General features: G+C 58.7%; 10 protein-coding genes and 1 tRNA gene. 3 read left to right on the top strand and 8 right to left on the bottom strand.

Features of this window, described 5'->3' with window-relative positions:
- Positions 1-241 precede the first annotated feature (241 nt).
- Both ACWGTI_RS18370 and ACWGTI_RS18365 read left to right on the top strand, forming a co-directional pair.
- Positions 242-9,718, top strand: coding sequence for a SpvB/TcaC N-terminal domain-containing protein (locus ACWGTI_RS18370; RefSeq protein ID WP_454588421.1), 9,477 nt, complete (start codon positions 242-244; stop codon positions 9,716-9,718).
- A complete protein-coding gene (locus ACWGTI_RS18365) occupies positions 9,718-12,105 on the top strand; it encodes an RHS repeat-associated core domain-containing protein (RefSeq protein WP_454588420.1) in 2,388 nt (795 codons plus the stop codon). Before ACWGTI_RS18370 ends, ACWGTI_RS18365 begins: the two co-directional genes overlap by 1 nt.
- Positions 12,106-12,684: 579 nt before the next feature.
- Here ACWGTI_RS18365 and ACWGTI_RS18360 read toward each other — a convergent pair.
- From ACWGTI_RS18360 to ACWGTI_RS18325, 8 genes are all read right to left on the bottom strand, one after another.
- Positions 12,685-13,056 (bottom strand): MutS N-terminal domain-containing protein, encoded by a 372-nt coding sequence (locus ACWGTI_RS18360; RefSeq protein ID WP_454588419.1) that lies wholly within the window; start codon positions 13,054-13,056, stop codon positions 12,685-12,687.
- An 11-nt stretch (positions 13,057-13,067) separates the two neighbouring features.
- The gene (locus ACWGTI_RS18355; RefSeq protein ID WP_454588418.1) at positions 13,068-13,880 is read right to left on the bottom strand and encodes a recombinase family protein; all 813 of its coding nucleotides are present in this window, start codon (positions 13,878-13,880) and stop codon (positions 13,068-13,070) included.
- Positions 13,881-13,990: 110 nt separating this feature from the next.
- A complete protein-coding gene (locus tag ACWGTI_RS18350) occupies positions 13,991-14,548 on the bottom strand; it encodes a terminase small subunit (protein WP_454588417.1) in 558 nt (185 codons plus the stop codon).
- Between the two features lie 77 nt (positions 14,549-14,625).
- On the bottom strand, positions 14,626-14,949 hold the full coding sequence (locus ACWGTI_RS18345) for a hypothetical protein (protein ID WP_454588416.1): 324 nt from the start codon (positions 14,947-14,949) through the stop codon (positions 14,626-14,628).
- A gap of 191 nt (positions 14,950-15,140) precedes the next feature.
- Complete coding sequence (locus tag ACWGTI_RS18340; RefSeq protein ID WP_454588415.1) at positions 15,141-16,202, bottom strand: AAA family ATPase; 1,062 nt, start codon at positions 16,200-16,202, stop codon at positions 15,141-15,143.
- A 295-nt stretch (positions 16,203-16,497) separates the two neighbouring features.
- Positions 16,498-17,058, bottom strand: a complete 561-nt coding sequence (locus tag ACWGTI_RS18335) for a hypothetical protein (RefSeq protein ID WP_454588414.1) — start codon at positions 17,056-17,058, stop codon at positions 16,498-16,500.
- A gap of 72 nt (positions 17,059-17,130) precedes the next feature.
- Positions 17,131-17,391, bottom strand: coding sequence for a hypothetical protein (locus ACWGTI_RS18330; RefSeq protein WP_454588413.1), 261 nt, complete (start codon positions 17,389-17,391; stop codon positions 17,131-17,133).
- A 356-nt stretch (positions 17,392-17,747) separates the two neighbouring features.
- Entirely contained in the window at positions 17,748-19,106 is a 1,359-nt protein-coding gene (locus tag ACWGTI_RS18325; protein ID WP_454588412.1) for a tyrosine-type recombinase/integrase, read from the bottom strand.
- A gap of 150 nt (positions 19,107-19,256) precedes the next feature.
- Between ACWGTI_RS18325 and ACWGTI_RS18320 the strand changes: the two genes are divergently transcribed.
- A tRNA-Ser gene (locus ACWGTI_RS18320) sits at positions 19,257-19,328 on the top strand.
- Positions 19,329-19,595 lie beyond the last annotated feature (267 nt).

Here is a 19,595-nt window from a genome sequence, read left to right as displayed (position 1 = left end):
GCCATAGCGATCGTTCACAGTCTAAACGCGAAATCCCGACAGCGGTCGTAGCTCTGTTAGGCAGGCGACAGTTGCCGCGCTAGCGAGCAAAAGACAATATCTTGAGAATTCATCTCCTTACATCCAAAACAGAAAAACAAGACTAAAAATGGCAAATATCTCCAGCCAGAATCAGCTTGACAGCAGAACGCCGAAGTAACAACTTTCGTTAACAATGAAGGGCCGGTGGGGGGCGCTGACGATGAAAAGATCATCGGCGGTATTTCTGTTTTCGCTCTTTTTTAGAATCTTTGCCTCCTCATGCCTGATAGCGAGTACGTGGCCTACTAGCGTATTTGCGAAAGATACCGGTTCATTTCCCCAAATTGCGTTTTCGACGTCCGAAAGCCCTAACTTCCGCATCGTGCAGATCTCCGCCGGCAACCGATCTGAACAGGTGCTCGGCATAACTGTTCGTGCCGCAACGTCCGTAGCGGCGCGCGAAAAGACAACCATCGGCATTGAATGTGACCGTGACTGGGAGGGACTGCAAAGCGCGGAGGTCGTCAATGTGACGAAATCCTGTGCCGGCTTCACGCTGAGATCCGACGGACCGTTTGTCGTGGAAATTCCATTCGATCTGCGGATCCATCAGGACATCGCGAACGAAGCGGTCCAGCTGTTCAAGGTGCAACAAGTGGCTTCGGCGCAGTCGGTCATCCGGCCGGTCGACGCCTATCTGGACGTTGAGAACAAGCGCACAATCACCACAGTTGGCGAGGCCGTCGTCAAATACATGAATGGCATCGTCAAGACCGGCGAGCCGTCCGCCCGTGCGCCAAGCAATTTTACGCCATCGCTTTTCGAAAGCATGAAAAAGCCCGACATCACGGGCCTGCTTTCAATGGTTGCCGCGCCCAAGCCAGGTCCAAATGGCGACCTCGCGCTCGACTATCCGATCGACTTGCGCGGTTTGCGCGACAGTTTTCGACCATCGGTCTCGATCGGCTACAGTTCCACTGGCGGCTATGGAACGCTTGGCGAGGGCTGGTCGCTTTCGCTCCCGCAAATCACTGTGGAAATACGCTGGGGTGTGCCAGCGTTCGATGAGGAAAAAGAAACCGAAACCTACCTGTTCAACGGCCAGCAACTCGTCCAGGAGCGCACCGCAACGCCGGGCGAGGGCAACACGAATTTCAAGGTCACCGACGCGCCGCATCGCACCGAAGGCCTGCAGGATCGCGCACCTTCCGATCTCAAATTCGTGTTGAAGCGATCCGACGGCCTGTGGACTTTCATCCGGCATAAGGAACGCCCGGAAAACTACTTCTGGGAAGCGTCGCAGAGCAATCCGCAAAGCGGCGAGGTTCGCTTTTACTATTTTGGCAACGCCCCGACCCAGCAGCCAGGCTATCTGCCGGCGGACGTTTTCAGCAGCGGCCAACACAGTCAACCTTACCTCGACGTCGGAACCGAGACGCGCGACGCGGCACCTGGACAGCGACCGATCGTGCGCTGGGTGTTGACGCGCGAGATCGACAGCAGCGGCAACATCATCGACTACGACTGGGCGCACGACTGCAACAAAGACCCGGTCGCAACTGCAAATATCTCCGATCAATGCGGCGGTGCCGGTAGCGGCAACGTCGCTAGCAACGAAATCTATCTGCGCCGCATGGTGTATTACGGATCTGAGCGCGAGGAGACCCTGGTTGCGTCCTGCCAAAAGAACCCGAGTTCCCCAAGTTGCGCCAAGCCGGTCAATCCGGCCCTGAGGTATGAAACGATCTTCGCCTGGTCTCAGCCAGGACCCGGCGACTATATCCGATCCGATAGCCGCAGCGGCGGCACGATCGCCGGCGGGCGTGTCTTGCGGCAGATCTCCACCCGCATGATCCGCAACCAGGGCGGACCCGTTCAACAACCGGCCTGGGCCTGCTCGCCGGCGCTGGTGACGCAGACGTTCGGCTACCGACAGGAGGCGTTTGGCGCAGCCACTGGACGTCAGCTTTTGTCCACCGCGACGACGGTGACGCATCCGGAGCCGATCTATGGTTTCGCGACCTTCAGTGCCGGCCAGTGCGGCGAGCCCGCGGTCAAGACCGATGCCGAATTGGCCGGCCATCAGCCGACGCGCTTTGAGTATGACGACAGCGCCGCGTGGGCAGCGGCAAAGCTGGAATCCAACCAGAACCTGCCCAATGCGCAAGGTATCGCCAGCGCGGTGAAAGCCTTGCTAGGATCGGGCGATCGCGGACCCTACTCGGCCAATCTGTTGGGCTCGACGCAGGTCGCGGAATCTGGCGGCAGCTTCTACGGCGGCATTGGGTTCATGGGGCCGCAGAAGACCGGCTCGTTTGGCGTCAAGGTGGGTTTTCAGCAGCGCAACAGCTACCAGGAACTGACCAGTCTCGTCGATCTCAGTGGAGACGGAGTCCCGGACCGGGTGATCCGCGACGGCCCTGGCGCGTTCCGCGTGCAGAAGGGCCAGCTCGATCACGGTGTCCTGAGCTTCGACGATCCGGTGCAGCCCAATGGGCTGCCGAGCGACCTGCAAAGGGAGCCGGTGGCGGCGACTAGGCACAGCGCGTTTGAAGGGCATCTGCCTGCCGGGATCTATCTTGCGACTGGACAAGTCACGTCGAGCGCAATGCAGGACGTCTATCTTGCTGACATCGATGGAGATCGCCGGGTCGACGTCGTCTATGGTGGAACGATTTTCTACAATCGCTCGACCGCCGATGCGATAAGGTTTACCACGAACCCTGGCGATAGCTATTTCGGGCCAAAGATCCCGGTGATGGGTGCTCTAGCGCCCTTCTCCGTGCAAAGCGCCGGTCTGCCACTGCCCAGCACCGACGTTGCCACAGACCTTATGGCGGACGACATCCCACTTGTCTCGAGCGACCATCCAAGAGTTCAGGTCGTTCGAAGGTGGGTTGCGCCATTTGACGGCGACGTCGTGGTTGATGCAAGCGCGAGGTTGCTACTCCACAAAGACCAGGCGCAGAAGGCTGATGGTGTCCTTGTTTCGATCCAGCATCGCGCGCAAGCGACCCCGAACACAGTGGCAATATGCGATCTGGCAGAGTTGCGTCCGGCCGCAGCGACGCAGCTTGTTTCCGCGGTCGATCAGTGTTCGACGATGGATAAATCTGCGTTGGATTCCATCTCATACTACTTGGCGAAAAACTACCCCAAAAAGCGCTTCGTGCCTCTAAGCGTTCAAAAAGGCGACGAGGTTTATTTTGCCGTCCATCCAAATTTCAATGCTGAACAGGACGTGGTTGAGTGGAATCCTACGATCTCTTACGTGAGCCTTTTGGAAGATGAATGGGCGCCGAACGGAACGGCCACCCCCAAGGCACTGTTCGGATATAAGCTCAGCCGACCGGGTGAACCCGGCCTCGATGCCGTTTTCAGCTCGCTGAACCACCTGGCGTTTCCCGATCCGCGACCGTGCGGCACGCTGACAGTAACCGACCCGTCTGACGGGCTCAGCAAAATGCAAGTCCCCGAAAATAGGTTCGGCCTGTGCGACCCAAATGGCGACAGTTACGTTCGCTACAGCCCCGGTCTAGACGCCAATTTGTTTGCCGACGCGCAAGGCGTTTTTTCCTCCCCTATGCGCGGGACCGTCACGTTCTTGGGCAAGATCGAGAAGCCAAAGACCCTGTTTCCGGTGATACTACGGATCAGCGTCGCGCACCCCAGCATCTTCACCGCCTCAACCAACCCCGAAGAAGATTTGCTCAGAGCCTGTCGCAACAGGGTCGAAGCCGACCGGGTGCTGACGCTGCCAGCGGCAGCGGGTCAATATGACGTCGGTTTCCCGCATGATCGAGATCTGCCCGTCTATGAGGGATCGTTGATTTGCGCGGAGCTCACGATGGCTGTCAACGTCGATTGGGTGCGTGACCCGCCAACCTTGACGGCCTGGCACGAGGATCTTTCCAGATTCCATTGGGTCGATCCTCTTTCGGTGAACTATTCCTCCAAATATGTGGAATACGATCAAACGCCCGACGGCACGAAGCCCGACATCTTTCTGAGACCGGAAGAGCAAGGCCACGATCCGGTAGCCTGCAGCCCAAATCCATCCGTCGAGACTTGTCCGGACAAGGCCGAGACCGCCAGCTACATCGCCGGTAAGGGTGTCGACACGCCGACCGAATCGGCACCGTCGGTCGGATCGTTGATGCTGATCAGGATCGACAGGAAGGACAACGGTCCCGTCGCGCGTTTCCCGCTTGCGCCGTCGATCAACATGAGTTTCGGCCGGGTAGTGCGCAATGAGGCAAACGCCGATCCCGGCAGTAAGGATGCGGCCGTGCGGCTGCACCAGCGGGTCGAGGAGATCGTCCTGCCACAGAGTTCGGAAGCCTGCTCTTTGCCGGGAGACAATCCAGGTCAAAATGAGTACCGACTGGCTGTCCCCTTCTACACAAGGGGGCCAGTGCCGACACCTAATAGCGGGGTATCGAGCATTGGTGACATCCTCAGCTCGATCGTTTTGCGATCGACGGTTTCGGATGGATCGAAGCAAACGGTGACCCGTGCGTTGGTGCCATTTGCTCGCTACCGCATCGAGCAGCCGGTGCCCGGCATGCCTGGGCAATTCAAGGTTCGAGCTTTGGCACAGGGCAGTGGTCTCTATCCGCAGGCTGGCGAACGGCAGGTCGATGATCGCCAGTTTGCGGGCAGCACGCCTGCCTTGGCCGTGACGCTCCTGCAGCAGGTCACGGCGACAGCAGACAAGGCCGGCACGGATGTCGTGAGCCGGTTTTCTTCCGGCACTGGCGGGTATGACTGGGCCCAATCGCAGACGATCGGCTTACGTTTTTGTGCATCTCCAGGCGCGACCATCGCGATCGAAACCGCCGCGGCAGCGCCGCAAAAGCCTTCGGATCAGGAAAACGTGCAAGCAATTACCCGTTTCGAGAAGCTTTGGACGGCCGATGAATGCCAGGCCGACGCACCTGGCGGCGGCAACAGTGCATGCCGCATCACCGGCGGTGCCCTTCTTCTTGGCTTCCAAGGCGCAGACGGGATGCAGACAGCCAGCAGTTCAGTCTACCTTCCGCGCTACGCGCGCTTCGATAGCCACTCGCCGCGCGGCGCATCATGGCTCTCGGCTAAGGCCGAGGTCGGTGACAGGGCCGTCAAGAGCGACGATGTCGCCGCGCTGCTCAAACTGGTTCGGCTACCGGCCGATCTGACAAACGGGGTTGCCGGCGCACAAAATGGGCTCTGTTTGGCGATCGGCGGCTGTGGAAGCATAGGTTCGAAGCACGAGGTCGCCGACGGGACGGGGGGAGCCGCCAACCAGCACCCAGGCCTTGAATCGCTGCCATTACAGAGTTCGTTAGTCGACAGCAAAACAAGCGCTCGCGATGTGGAGGACATGACGGCGTCATGCCAGACGCAAAAACTCGACGATGGCGAGGCGTCTTTTCCTTACAATCCCGCCTGCGGCAATGGGCCTGACCCGAGCATTTGGATCCGCGGCAAGCTTATGAGTGCCTCACGGGTTGGATTGAAGGACCTGACGAACCGGCGCTGTGAAAGCGTCCAGAACCTCATCGGTGGCGATCCAAACAGTTGTGATCCGGGCTACCTCGGTCCGCCCGTCCATCTGGCGCCAATGGCGACAATCGGACTGCGGGCACTGCCGCGAAGTTCCAAAACCGATAGCCAGTCCATTTCAATCGGCGGGTTTGGCGCCGGCGGCACGGTTTCAAGCGCGCATACCCAGGCGTCTACCGACCTGCTCGACCTGAACGGCGATGGCTACCCCGACCAAATATCCGGCGACAAGGTGATCCTGACCGGCCCGCTTGGCCTCTACCGAAAGACGCCCGGAAATGCGTGGAACGACGTCGGAAATGTGAAGGCGGACATGCTCATGGCGGGGCGCAACAATCCTCGCAGGAGCATCGGCGCAACCTCGCAATTCAATATTTCCTTCAGCACCGTCAAATCCCTGACCAAGGTCGTGGCCTCGAGCATCGGCCTTATTGGCGGCAATCAGACTGGGGCACCGGCGCGATTCGGCAATACCAGCCTCGAGCCGAATTTCGCCTTCTCGCCGCCCGGCCTGTCATTTGGGGCCAACACCTCTTTGCGGTCTTATGAATTTATCGACATGAACGGCGACGGATTGCCCGATCGCATAAGCACCGAACAATCCGCCGGATCTGGCAAAGATTGCGCTCTCCAGCGGTTCCCCTCTAATGGCAAGAGCCTAGAAATTAGCGGGTCCTGCGTGCTTAGCGTGGAACTCAATCACGGCTATGAGCTGAGCGCACCGAGGCAATGGTCAACTGGCGGTGACGCGGTTCCATCAGAAAAAAGCCAGAACTTCGGCGTTGGTATCCAGGCTGGCTATGGCGGTAGCGATAATCGGCTGGACTATGCCGGCGGCGTGGGCGCTGATGTCGGGGCCTCACGCGGTTTTCAGGTCCTGTCCGACATTAATGGCGATGGACTTCCAGACCTCGTCTCAAACGACAAGGGCACCATCCGCGCCAAGCTGAACAACGGCCATGGCTTCACCGGCACCCTCGATATCGGAACGGTCGGGACCAACTTGTTTGGCATGGGCGCGAGCGAATCGGACAATAGTTGGATTGGCGCCTATGTGACCTTTGGCTTCTGGATTCCTTTCACACCGCTGTCGGTTGTGCTCAATCCGGGCGTCCAGCAGTCCAATAGCCTGTCGCGTCAGACAATTGCGTTGCGTGACTTCAACGGCGACGGCCTGCCCGACATCGCCGATGGCGGCGCCATCGCCTCAGGCAAGCTCGGTTTCAGCAACAAGGAAGCAACCATCTTCTACAACGGTCTGGGAACGCGCAATCTGTTGCGCAAAGTCTTTCAGGCCACGAATCCAGGCGTCGAGGCCAATCTCGAATTCGACTTCGACCGGGTTGGGCTCAGCAATGACGATCCGTCGAACCATTGGGTGTTGAGCGCGTTCGCCGAGCGGGACGGCGTTGCCGAGGATGACGTCGACGTCGCCGACAATACCCGCCGCACCTGCATAACCTATGGCGGGGGCCGGTTTGACCGGTATGAACGGCGGTTCCTGGGATTCCAGCACGTCGATATCCTCCAAGGCTGCCGCGACAACGGATCGTCATGGGACCGCAAGATCGATCGCACCTACGCCAACTGGTCGATTTATGAAAATGGGTTGTTGCTCGAGGAGAAGGTATCCGGTTTCAATAGCCGGGCCGTTCGCACGACCACCAACCGCTATGTGCTGATAGACCTGGCGGCATCCGCACCGAACTCCGGCGACATCGCCGGCGACATCGTTTGCTTTACCCTGCCCGGCCACGACTATCCGGCGACATCATCCTTTGACGCGATCCCAAAGGAGATGCGGCGCTTCGAAGGACCCACCTGTACGGAGTTCAAGGTCGCGCTATCGGATCCGGCACAAACCACCTTCGACGCGGCCAGCCGTTCTTTGCAGCCGTTCCTGCTGGTCACGCAAAAGAGTGTGCGCGAGGACCAAGACGACAGTGTCGAGATTGTGACAGCTCTCGCTTACCGGCCTGATTTTCTTGGTCGCCCAGTCCTGGCTTGCGATTATGGCGCGCTCGACCAAGTCGAGGACGATCTTTGTTCCAACATGCAGTACGCCGATCACGTGACGGTAACGGCGAAGTTCGATGCCGCAGCGACGCTGCAAAGCAGCACGCGGGCGCTCGGCCTGGTGGCCGCCACGACGATTGAAGAACTGCGTGAGAAGGGACCGGCCGGCAAAGGCAAGGCGTCCATCGTCCGCGCCGCCACCGCGTCGTATGACAGTTCAACCGGCAAGCTGGTCAAGACCTGCAATTTCATCAAGCCGCAGGCGATCGGCTACAAATACTTGCCCGACAACAGCGGCGATGAGAACCCATGCGAGGACGAGCAGACGTTCCCGCGAAACACCGAGGCAATGCTACAGGCGCGGCCGCTGGTGAATTCAATATCCGAAACCTACTTCGCTTATGACGATCGCGGCAACGTCAAGGACATGATCAGCCCACTGAGCGCCGCCAGCGACTATGTCCATAAGCATTACGTTTACGATAAATACCTTGACCAGGTCGTTGCGCAGGAGAGCACAGTCTTCTGTCGCATCGACAATGCCGGCTTCGCACTTGAACTGTCGAAGCTGGCACTTGGCATCGAAGCCAACACGAAAGCGCAGGCGCGCCAGGCAAAATACCCGAAACCGGCGCAGTTGAACTATTTCAAGGCCGCCAACCTGCTCAGCGGCAGCGTCCAATTCGCCGCCAACACGCTTGCGGGCGCATGTCTGGCCGGCAGCAGCCCGGCACCGAACATCAAGATCGGTTCGGATGCGGGACCGGTGATGGACGCGTTCATAACCGACAATTACGGCCTTGATTATCGTCTCGCCAGGATGGCGGTTAGTATCGACGCAAACCGGAACATGACCATGACCGAATGGGATGGTTTTGGCCGACCGCAAACGATCAGAGCCTCCTGGGCCAGCGACAAGGACAGCAAGTCGCAATGGTCGGACTATGGGTTCGGCGGTGGCGGTGACGATAGTGCCGTACCCAATGAGAAGCCTGACTTCGGCATGATGGCCTTGTTCGACTATCCGCAGGCCAACAGCGCCAATTTCTCGGGCTTGATCGCGCGGCTGCAGCAATATGTCGATCCGACGGTGTTCGAGGCGACGAACGATGCCAGCGGCAAACGAACCATCCTCACGAACTTCCTCTTCGACCAGATCGGATCGCCTGTGCAGACGATATCCGACGGCGATGCCTGCAAGGTGCTTGAGCAAACCAGGCCGACAACGCTTTGCCAGCGCCATTTCGCCTCGATTGCTTCGGGACTGGTCAAGAAGGACCGCTTGGGCAGGGCCGCGGTCACAAGCTACCCGGTCGGGGTCGAAACGCGGCCGGCGGTTTCGGACCTGAAGGTCGAGCAGGATCCGGGAAGCAAGTCGCTTCAGGCAGGCTATGACGGTTTCGATCGGCCTGCCCACATCGCCAATCCCGATGGCAACGCCTATGATTTCAGTTATCGGATCGCGCTAAAAAACGGCGCACCACTGCAGGAAGTCTATGCACGCGACGCCGATTGCGTGCCCACGCGCGTGGCTCGGAACATACGCGGCAATATCGTCTCCGTGAGCGAATACTGGCATCAGACCGGCAAGACGGGCGATCTGCTTGCCGCCGTGCAGGTTGGCAGTTCGGGCCGAGACCAGGCCGGCATGCACTCGCCCTGGATCGCGGCGGTTGCCGGCAAGGCCCAGCAGGTCGCGACCTGCGCGTACTCGCTTGGCGAGGTTGTCGCATCTCTCCAGCATCCCGAAACAAGTGAGATCTATGCCGCGGTCACCCGTTATGACTACGATTCGCTTGGCCAGCTTGTTGCCATCTACCGGCCGGCGCGGTGCAATTTCTCTTCCTCGAGCGCGATCACTCTTTGCGCGCCGGGCCAAGCGACGAGCGAAAGATCCACGACGCGAGTCGGTTACGACGCCTTCGGTCGCCGGACCTGGCTAGACGACCCCGATCACGGCTTCAGCTTCAACCTTCTCGACCTTGTCTCGAATGCCATATGCACACTTTCGAGCGCCTATCGGGGTGTCGGCGCGGTTGACACCCAAGCACTTGAAACGCGCTGCAAAAGCGACAAGCCGCTGTTGGACAACGGGCCGGTCAGCCGATTGTCAAGGCGACCTTCCTCTTCAACCTGATGACCAGCACGAAATACCAGCCGAGCGCGCCCGATGTGCTGCTTCAATATGGCGGGCCGGGAGACGCCATCGGCAACAACAGCCGCGCGCGGATCGTCAAAGTCAGCGACGGAGCGGGAAGCCAATCGATCACCTACGGTCCACTTGGTCAGCCGCGACAGATCGTCAGCGATTACCTACTCGGCAACCGCGACCAAAAACTTACCACCTCATTCGAGCGTGACGCCTGGGGCATGTTGCATATAAAGGAACTCGATGGCGCCTTCACGCCGCTTGCTGGCGGAGCCCCGCTGCAGGCGAAGATCGCGATTGCCTATAGCTACGGCCCCACCGGCGAGATCAGGTCGGTGCGAACCGGTCCCGATCGCCAATCGCCGGACAAAGCCGCAGTTCTTGTCGGCTCCGGTTTCGACGAGCGCGGCAACAATGTGGTTTCTGTACTCGGAAGCGGGGTAACCACCCTCCAGCGCTTCGATGACGCCTCCAATCGCCTTACCAAGCTGCAATCGATGATCGGCCAGTGGTGCGCGCCGCTGGGATCGTTCTGTCCCGACCCGGCGCCGCCCGTCAATTTTCAGGACGTCGCCTACACCTACGATCCGGCGGGCAACGTGGTTCACTATCTCAACGCTTCGCGCGATGCGGCGAGCGGCGTAGACGCGGTCGAACCCGGCAAATGGGGGATCATGGTCAACCACAGCGATGCCGGCTTCGCTTATGATGAACTAAACCGCCTCGTCCAATCGCAAACGACGGCTTCACTGGCCTACAAGAAACCCTTCGCGTCCGATCAGACCCTGGATGGCGACATCAGCGGCGCAAAGTCCGTTGTCATGACGCTGACGGAGAAGTTCGCCTACACCTCGCTGAACGAGATGGGCCAATGGCTGCGCATACTCGACAAGACCCCGGTTTCGCCGCGACAAGTGACAAGCGCGATCTACAGCTACCAGAACACGCTCACGCACGCGCCAAAAGGCATCGACCTGCAAGGCGATGGCGACCTATCGCGCACGTCGGATTATGACGAGCTTGGCCGGCTGACGGAGCAACACTGCCGAAGCTGCTCGCTCCAGACGTATAATTGGAACGGCGACAACACCATGCGTGAGGTAAAGACCGCGCTTGACGTCACCGACAGCACCGTCAGTGAGGAGCATCTGCGCGCCGAGATGACCTACGATCGCCAAAGCCGGCGCAACAGTCAGTCCAATTACTACGTCTCCAAAAAAGGCGCCTCGAGCCTGCAGAACAGCGTTCTCTACGCGGACGAAAATCTCAGCGTCTATTTTCCGAAGAATGGCCAGCCTGGGGCGATGTGGCATTTCTACGCCGGTAACTATCGCCTCGCCTCGCAATGGGCCGGACAGACCGGTCTCTTCACCTATCACCCGACATTGGGGAACCAGAACACTACCGACATCGTCTATGGCGACCGCGACCATGGTGGGCATACGAGGGTTTATCAGCAGTTTGGCTATGCGGCTTACGGCGAGATCCTAAATTCGCGTACAGCATCGGGCGCACTGAAGTCCCAGGCTCCGCAATCGGCGACGGGGTTGGCGAATGCCCCGCAATGGCGCTTCAACGGCAAGGAACTCGACCGGAATACCGGTCTGACCTATTTCGGTGTCCGTTATTTCGACAACAGAACCGCGCTTTGGCTATCGGCCGATCCGGCCCTACCAACGTATCTGGAAGGTAAGCACTTCGGAGGTATCTTCAGGCCAAAAAATCTGAACGGTTACGGGTTTGGATGGTCGAACCCATTGGGATTCCATGATCAGGACGGGTTATTGAGTGAGCCCGTGACCAATCCAACCTCCGACGAAGGACAAGTTGTGATTTCTGCTGGGTTAAGTGGGACGTTAGCGGTCGGAATGCTATTGTTCGGGCCAGGCGTTACCGTAAGTCTGGGTGGCGCCATGGAGTTGAATCTCTCTACATTCACCCTAGCCGTGAAAGGTCAGTTCATGCTGGGTGGAGGCGCTGGGGCATACTTAGGCGTCGGAGGCACAGGAGGGACTAGTCTGACGAAGCCTCTGTCCCCAAATGATCCGCTAGGAAAGTATGGCTATGGATTCGCGGGCGGCTCCAATACAGAAGTCGGCGGGAATGCCGGATTTGGTCCCTCCTATGGACTCGCCGTGAATGTTTCTGATCAAGAAGTCGGCGCGTCACCATCGCCGAATAACTTGGCGAGGTTTGTAGAGAAAAGCGCGGGAATAGAGGGGGAAGGTTTTGGTGCCCATGCCTATATTGGACGCCAATTTTCAGCCGGCATTGCTATCTCACCCTTCCGCATATGGGACCGCATCGTGAAAACCCATGAGCAGTTGATGGATCCTTACAATATGGAGCCTCTAGAAATTAGGATGGGCGAGTAAATACCTTTGCAAAATTATGATTTCTTAGGCGCGACTGGAGCTTGGTCAGCAGTTGTGGTCTAGAATTTTCCTTCTTGGTACTGAAGGCAGCAGCTCCATTGAACGTTATACCAATATCCCGGGAGCGATGGTCTGATCGAGCCGCTTGTCGGGATAGATACTGCGAACTGTAGGCGCTTTGCTCTTGTCTCGATGGGTACTAATTAGCCCGGTCATATCTGGGGCAGGCCTGCTTGGCGGAGCACATCACCCGGCTGTCACCTCCGCATTCTGGGTCTCTCCCCGCGGATTTCATATCTTCCCCTCCTCTTTCCCTCCCGGGCCGACAGAACGCATTGCTTTTTTTCAAATCGTCGCTCCCCTTTCATCCCGAAGGGGGAAGCGAGTTTTTCCAGGGAATTTGGCTCGCGCCTCGGCACAGGCCGAGGTCGGATCAAAAGCACCCCTGACGATTACGAGTTTACATCGACGCTGATGGCTCACCAATCTCTGCATACTTGGAAGGTGCAATGCGCGGGGCCCCACAAGGCCACCCCACCCCCGTGTCGACAAACCCCGGAGTACAGGATACCGGGCGCGTCATAACTCGCTCCTCGGATAGAGCCGCGCCATCTCGGCTGGCGTGAGATCGACCAGCAGAACGAGCGTCGGGCCGTCGTGACGAACCACAATCAACGTCCGCCTGCCGTCGACTGTGCCCTTAAATTCGGCGTGGGTGCGCTGCCACACCTCGTCGAGCGCTTCGGGCTTCGCGATAAGATGCGACTTATAGCCGGCGGAGTGCAAAGCCGCGAAGCTCTCGGTTTGGGCGTGGATGGGTATGCCGACCATATCGGCGCCGTCCTCCGGTGCCCGCGTCACCGCCAGGCCGAGGACATCGCCCACGATTATTGCATCCTCGTTGAACGCCTCCAGATAATCGCCACCCCGCTGAAGGACTATTTCCGCCATAGTCCACCTCGCTACCAACGCGAACCGAGCGGAGTGCGGATCGGGGGGATGGCTTCGTCGATAATGACATTGGGAGCGGTGGCAGTTGCTCCCGGCATGGGCTCGACCTGCTCTTGTTTCGTGACTGCATTGCCTTTGGATGCCACCATTCTGGAAATCGCCGTCGGCGTAAATCGCGTTCCGGCACTCGATAGGAATCCTCCGTTTTCCAATGCTTCCGCGATCTCAGCCAATGTTCGGCGTCTGCCATTGACCGGATAACGGTGCAGCTTCTTTGCAAGCGCAATCATTTCCACGCCGCCCTCGATTTCCGAATAGTTCTTCCGACCGCCAACTTTCATACCGGTTGTTATGCGCTTGCGTTCGCGCGCGCCTCGCAGCTTCTCGACGAGCATCGCCTTCTCGAACTCGGCAACGGCACCCAACACCTGCCTGATTAGGTTCGCCGTGGGCGTGTCCGTCACAAAGCTTTCAGGGCTGTCGACGGCGATCAAATCGATGCCACGCGCCTTGAGCATCTCGTATCCCGTCTCTTGGACGATGAGATCACGTGCGAACCGAGAAGCCGTCTCAACCAGAATGGCACGCAGCCCGTTCGACAGCAGACGCTCCAACATTGCCGAAAAGCCAGGTCGGGCGGTGATTGGGTCTGCGCCGCTGACGGCCGCGTCATAGTATGTTTCGACAATTTCTAGGCCAGCGGATCGAGCGTAGCAGTCGACTGCCTCGCGCTGTCGCCTCTCGCTATCTCTGTCGGCACCCACGTTGGCTGCAGACGAGGTGCGAAGATAAGCCACAACTTTCCTGAGGGCCTTGCCGTTCATGCCTTAGAACCCATTGGCATTATCATTTGCTTCAGCATTTGATAATTTTGAGCCGGAAAGTCAACGTGGGATTTGGAAGAAGTGGCCCGGTCGCCAGGGCGAGAACAGGCCTACTGCAGCGATCCTGGCGCGAATTTGGCTTGCCACTCGTCAAGGCTCATCTGCTCAGTATCGCTGGGCTCGCGGAGAGGCTTGCGCGGCGTCGTTGCGACTTCGGCTTTGTCAACGATCAGACCGAGCAGCTTGGCCTTGCCCATGACTGCCGCGACGCCAGCGGCCGGGTTCTTGCATGCGATTGCAAGCTTTCGCATGTCTTCGAGTTCGGCAACCAAATCGTCGACGGTGATCTCCGACCGCCTCGCAGCAGCAGCCTGCAACTGAGCGACACGGATGGCCACCTTAGGATTCCTTAGAAGCTGCGAAGCGCTCACCTCAGCCGCATTGCCGCGCGCCATATAGCCGGCCTCGATATAGGCTCGGGATTGAGGGAGGCCCTCGGCAAGGGCGAGGCAGAAGCGTTCTTGGCGCATGTTCAATTTGGCGTTCGGCATGGAGGTATTATAATACCGCTCGGTTGGTTTGCACCAGACTATGGTGAGAAGCTCAAAATTAAGAGGCTCGATGCGTTCAAGCTCGGTAGCGCTCAAGAATTTGCCCGCCAGTGTCATCGCTTCTATCGAAAGCAGGTAGCGGCTTTGGGCGCTGCTACCTGCGACTGCTCTCGTGGGGAGCCCCTAGTTTCTAGCTATTCGCCTTCATCAGCGCGGCGAAACGACTCGTCATTCACCAAATGGTACAAGGCCATCGCGGTGCATCTCCAGTCTTCGCCATAGCGCCAGTTCAGCATCTGGCCGACTAAGTGTGAGCATAACTCGTCCAATTCTTCTTGGTCGAGCACCTGTATTGTGGCGCGATATTTCTCGATTGCGCGGAGCAATGGCTCAATCTCTTGCGGCAGGTTTGGCAGAACATCTGGCGCCCTGCCATGTGCTGAATCGCTCCATACTGGCGGCTTGGCTCGTATTTTCCGCATAAACCCGCTCATTTCAGAACTCGTGTTATCTGACATCTTTGCTACCTCCATGGTTTGCCAGGATCCGCCGGGCGTCGGTTACGATTTTGTTCCGACCAACGCGGGACAGCGGGACATAGCGGGACATTGCGGGACACGTCCCGGGGCGTCCCGAGGGGCAGGGAGACGGGACAAAACGGGACATATACCTATAGGTATGTCCCGTTGTCCCGGCCCCGGTCGCGGATCTACCCATGACAGCGCCATGCATGGTCGTCATAGAACTCGACATCACCACGCTCCCTCAATGCTTCGCGGGCTCGCTGGAATGCCTTTTTCTTGGCTCCTGGTTCGTCGTCGGCGGAATGGCGGTAGAAGTGCTGGCGCCAGACGTCGATAGGTACGACCTTGCACGGCGGCCAATCGGAGCCGACTTTGCGCACGCCGGCCTCGACCAAGGCGTCATCGAGCGCATTCAGCGCGACGCGATTCTTGGCCGAGAGTATGGGCTTCCTCGGGCCAATCTTCACGGTGGCATCCAGTTCGGGAACCAGGCTCTCACCGGCCCTCACCAGCTTCACTCCCCAGGCTCCGCTGCTGTCGGCGTCCTTGTGCCTGTCGACGGTCAAGCTTGCCGTCATGGCCTCCTTATCGCCTACGACCTTCAGACGCGTATCAAAGCTGCCCCAGAAATGCGTGTGCATGCGGGCGCGGCTATCGTCCTGCCAGCCGGTATGCGCGACGGTTAGCACCGCGACACCGGCTTCGCGCATGATCCGCTGAACCCCATGCACCCAAGCCCTGGCCGTTCTGTCTTCGATCTCAGATCCAGCCATCGAGCCACCGAAGATGTCGATGACGACCAACGCGAATTTCAAGGTTGGTCGAGCGTGTAATTCGACGTTGGCGATTGCAGCGATCAAGCCGGAGACGTCATCGGGTTGATCGAGCCGGATTTCTTGGGGATAGAGAAATGCTGTGCGCTCTTTTTCGGTTATGCCGTGGTGCTCATACCAGGCAGGAATGCGCCGGCGGCCGATGCCATTTCCGCCCTCGGTTGCAACAAACAGCACTGCTGGCAGAATGTCGGGTGTGGAGGAGCCAGGCTTTACTTCATGTCCGTGCCACGGACGTCGAGAAGCCACGGAGAGGCCTATGTCTATTGCGAGAAACGACTTGAACGAGTTCGATTTGCCGAACATGAGAGCGGCTGCGTTTTTCTGAATTAGCCCCTCGATGAGCCATTCGGGTTCAGGCAGCTCGCGCATCTCGGCGTAGGAGAGAATGTGAAGCGGCTGCGGCTTGGCCATCAGTAGCTTCTCCCGGCCGCGCGTCGGTATTCTTTGGCCGACTCCGCAATGTATTTCGGGACGTCGCAGGCGGGCTGGCATGTGCCAACCCGGCCGGTCAGCAGGGTGCTGGCAGCGCCACACGCATCGTCGAGAAGTCTGCAATAGTATCCTTGGTTTTTCAGACGCGATTGCGCATCGAGCAGGCATCTGCAAGCCATCCTGGCTGATGCCATCGCCGGGCCAGGCACCGACTGGTACGCGGGCAGTTCCGCGGTAGCGCGGCGGCACCTCTTGCCCTTGTCGCTATTGCCTATCACGGCAGGCACCACGTGAGCCTCGGCACCTCGATACGGGGAAGGATCTTTGGTCCTCCGCGGTGACCAGGCGGGAAGAAGTGCCAGGCGCAATCGTCCTTCGCGCAGTCTTTCGTGTCCGGGATCCAGCGCAGACGCCGCGTCGGCTGCACAAGCGCGCAGCGATCAACCAGCGATGCGGAGCGGAGATTGAATAGCCATGCTGTGTCGCGCAGCATCCACATTGGACGACCGAGAGCCAGCAGATGCTCTGCGAGGGGCTGGAACGACGACCACGACCACGGCAAGTTGCCGATGATCATATCTATGTCCAGGAGATCAGCCGGCGTCAGAGACAGCGCGTCGCGTCGGGCGATATGTGGACCGCCAGGATCCAGGTCGACCGCGAGCTGGCAGATATGGCCGTGCTCGGCCAGTCCGCGGATCAGAGCGCCATCGCCTGCCGTTGGCTCAAGGTAGGAAACAGGGCGAGGAAGGTGGAACAACAGGGGCGGAAGCGCCATCGCGGGCGTGCTGTAGAGATCTTTGGCGATGCGGGGGAAGTCGGAGCGGCGTCCCATGGCAAAGTCCTTCCACAGATCGGGCTCTTCAGCACGATCTTGGTCCAGATTGTCTGTTGGGGAGGTTGCGAATTACGAGTTCAAGGCGTCATTGCTCAGGGGCTTGAACTTCGCCTCAGGCATGGCTTTGAGGTAGCGATCCAACTCCTCGTAAAGCAGTATCGTGCGGGAGCCCTTTTTGCGAGCAACGAGCAGGCCGGCGCGCATGTCCTTGTAGAGCTGCGCGCGGCACAGCCCGGTGTAGATCACCGCGCCCTTGACGTCGGTCGCGAGTTGAGGGCGGGTTGGTGCTTGGCTGGCAGACTCGTTGTTCGTGAAGTTCTGGAACGACATGATGTTGCCTCATCTGAAAATTGAGCCAACAGCCACTTATGCCCACGCTTAGACGGGTGTAAACAAGACAAAATTCTACATAATTCGATACCGAGGCCGGGTGAAAAGCCACCTTTTACGGCTTCCACGAATCCTCGGTTCGTTCATTCGCGTTCAATTGTGTCTAATAATCGTGTCATTTCTTTCCAAACATTTTCCCCGATATACACAGGCGTTCACGGTTCGATCTGCAGCAACTTGACAACTTCGTTATTGACGAACCCTTGACACGTGAAATTCTCGTCAATTGCCGGTGCCAGCCTTGCACGATTGACAAGCAGGCCGGTCACGTTCGCGCATGTCGAAATTGATGTAGCTTATTGCTGGGCAGCGTGAGGCGGCACCACGTTCGTTCCCGGTTGGTTAGCCATCAGAGGAATGATTGCGCTTGCAGATAGCTCGTCGAGCAGGTCGACAATAGCCGACGCATAGTGGCGTTCAATCATCGTAGTGCTGGTATCATGCAGGGCGGCCACGAGCCGAACAGGAAGACCTGCTCGAAGCTGGCGAACAATGGAAGAATGCCTCAATGAGTAAGGCACGACTTCGCGCGAAAGGCCAGCACGGGTGATGATGTCGAGCCAAGGCCGGGCGAGTTCGCTCGCTGCAATCCACGGACCACGAGCATCGCGAACCCACTGGGGTGGCCGAGTGTCAGTGGCCTTCGTTTGAACATGGCGCCACCGTTGAAGCAACGCTTCACCCCGCTGCTTTCCTGCAATCGCAGCGCGAAACTGATCAATGACGTCCGTGCCAACTCTGATCCCAATGTGCGTCGTGTTCTTCGTGCCTCTCCCTTTGCGACTCGTCGGCACCATCAATCGGCTTTGTGGTATCTGGACGTCGCCCACGGCCATGCGAGCTACCTGCGAAAAGCGAGCCCCGGTTGCGGACAACACTAATACCATGCGCAGAAGGTCACCATCCCAGCCCTGGTCGATATCAACTGCCCTCGCCGCTTCGATAATCCGGCGGACATCGGCGTCGGGCAGTGCGGCCTGGTCGCGAGCAATCGGCGCCGCCGCCTCGCCTGCCGACAATCCATTCTTGATAATGATTGCGACTTCAGCCGGAAGGCGGGAGCGATTTTTGACGGCGGCCGCGTTGAGCGCTGCTTTGAGATCGTTAATCACACGGCGAACAGTCGATACCGAAAGATCGGACGATCGACGGGTTCTCCATTGGTCGAAATGTGTCTCTTTCAGTTCGTGGAGCGCGATCTCAGCGAGTGGGTCAGATAGCACATGTCGTGAAAGCCTTAGCCTTGCGTCTGCCCGCACCCTTCCTTTGCCCATTACCGCGCGTTCCCGTGCCGCCTGCGATTCAATGTAGCTCTTTACGGCCGAATGGACCGTTGGCGATGGACCCTCTGCGGACGCAATTTCCTCTGCATGCCACGAGGAAATTTTCACCAGCGCGGCGCTTTTTGCCTGCTCATAGTCGAAAACATTGACACCGTCTGCGTCCAAGAAATCGTCAGCGATGCCAACCTGCTCAACGCGATAGCGTTTGTCACCGAGCGACTCTATGGCCTGCCAGACCCCTCCCCGCGGTTTCCGCTGGTAGCCGATGGCAGCAGTCGGGCCGAGTGATCGGCAATACGGCTTCTTGCGCGGCTTGAGCTGCTTGCGGGCATTGCGCGTCGTTATTGCTGCATCTGTCCTGGTTCGCGCCATCTGGCGTGTCCCCCTCTCAGCGAAATGGACCCGAAATCGGTACCGAAATACACCTGCGGACGCGTGAAGACAAGCTTGGATCAAGCTGTCTAATTATCTAACAAACACAAGCGCTTATGCTAAACGCTGATAGACACGTGTAGACGGCCAAGGCCTCTCATAAGGCGAAAAAATCGCCCTTTCACGGCGGTAACAGGGGTTCGATTCCCCTTGGGCGTACCAGCAATTTCAACAACGTGACGCGGCAGGCGATTTCGGTCCCCACCAGAGGTGGCGCCGCGCGGGGGGAATGCCCCGCCTGTTTCATTTTAGGCGAAGCTCTGGATCACGCTTCGCTAATTTGCTGCAATCGCCAGCGTCGATGCGCGCCTGCCAAAAACCTCGGCCATAGTGGACGCAACGGCCTCAATTCCGGAACCTCGCGCTCGATATGGCGTTTCAACTGGTGTGCAACCAAGGAGGCCAAGGCCATGGATTGGAACCGCGTTG

It is taken from the genome of Mesorhizobium sp. ArgA1, assembly GCF_053714375.1.
Note: the sequence above shows the minus strand (reverse complement) of the source record. Positions and strands in the feature narration are given on the sequence as shown.

Excerpts from the sequence above, each read along its gene's own strand:
- ACWGTI_RS18355 (WP_454588418.1), bottom strand. The coding sequence starts at position 13,880 with ATGAACGGCAAGGCCCTCAGGAAAGTTGTGGCTTATCTTCGCACCTCG.
- ACWGTI_RS18345 (WP_454588416.1), bottom strand. The coding sequence starts at position 14,949 with ATGTCAGATAACACGAGTTCTGAAATGAGCGGGTTTATGCGGAAAATA.
- ACWGTI_RS18350 (WP_454588417.1), bottom strand. The coding sequence starts at position 14,548 with ATGACACTGGCGGGCAAATTCTTGAGCGCTACCGAGCTTGAACGCATC.
- ACWGTI_RS18325 (WP_454588412.1), bottom strand. The coding sequence starts at position 19,106 with ATGGCGCGAACCAGGACAGATGCAGCAATAACGACGCGCAATGCCCGC.
- ACWGTI_RS18365 (WP_454588420.1), top strand. The coding sequence starts at position 9,718 with ATGACCAGCACGAAATACCAGCCGAGCGCGCCCGATGTGCTGCTTCAA.
- ACWGTI_RS18370 (WP_454588421.1), top strand. The coding sequence starts at position 242 with ATGAAAAGATCATCGGCGGTATTTCTGTTTTCGCTCTTTTTTAGAATC.
- ACWGTI_RS18340 (WP_454588415.1), bottom strand. The coding sequence starts at position 16,202 with ATGGCCAAGCCGCAGCCGCTTCACATTCTCTCCTACGCCGAGATGCGC.
- ACWGTI_RS18330 (WP_454588413.1), bottom strand. The coding sequence starts at position 17,391 with ATGTCGTTCCAGAACTTCACGAACAACGAGTCTGCCAGCCAAGCACCA.
- ACWGTI_RS18335 (WP_454588414.1), bottom strand. The coding sequence starts at position 17,058 with ATGGGACGCCGCTCCGACTTCCCCCGCATCGCCAAAGATCTCTACAGC.
- ACWGTI_RS18360 (WP_454588419.1), bottom strand. The coding sequence starts at position 13,056 with ATGGCGGAAATAGTCCTTCAGCGGGGTGGCGATTATCTGGAGGCGTTC.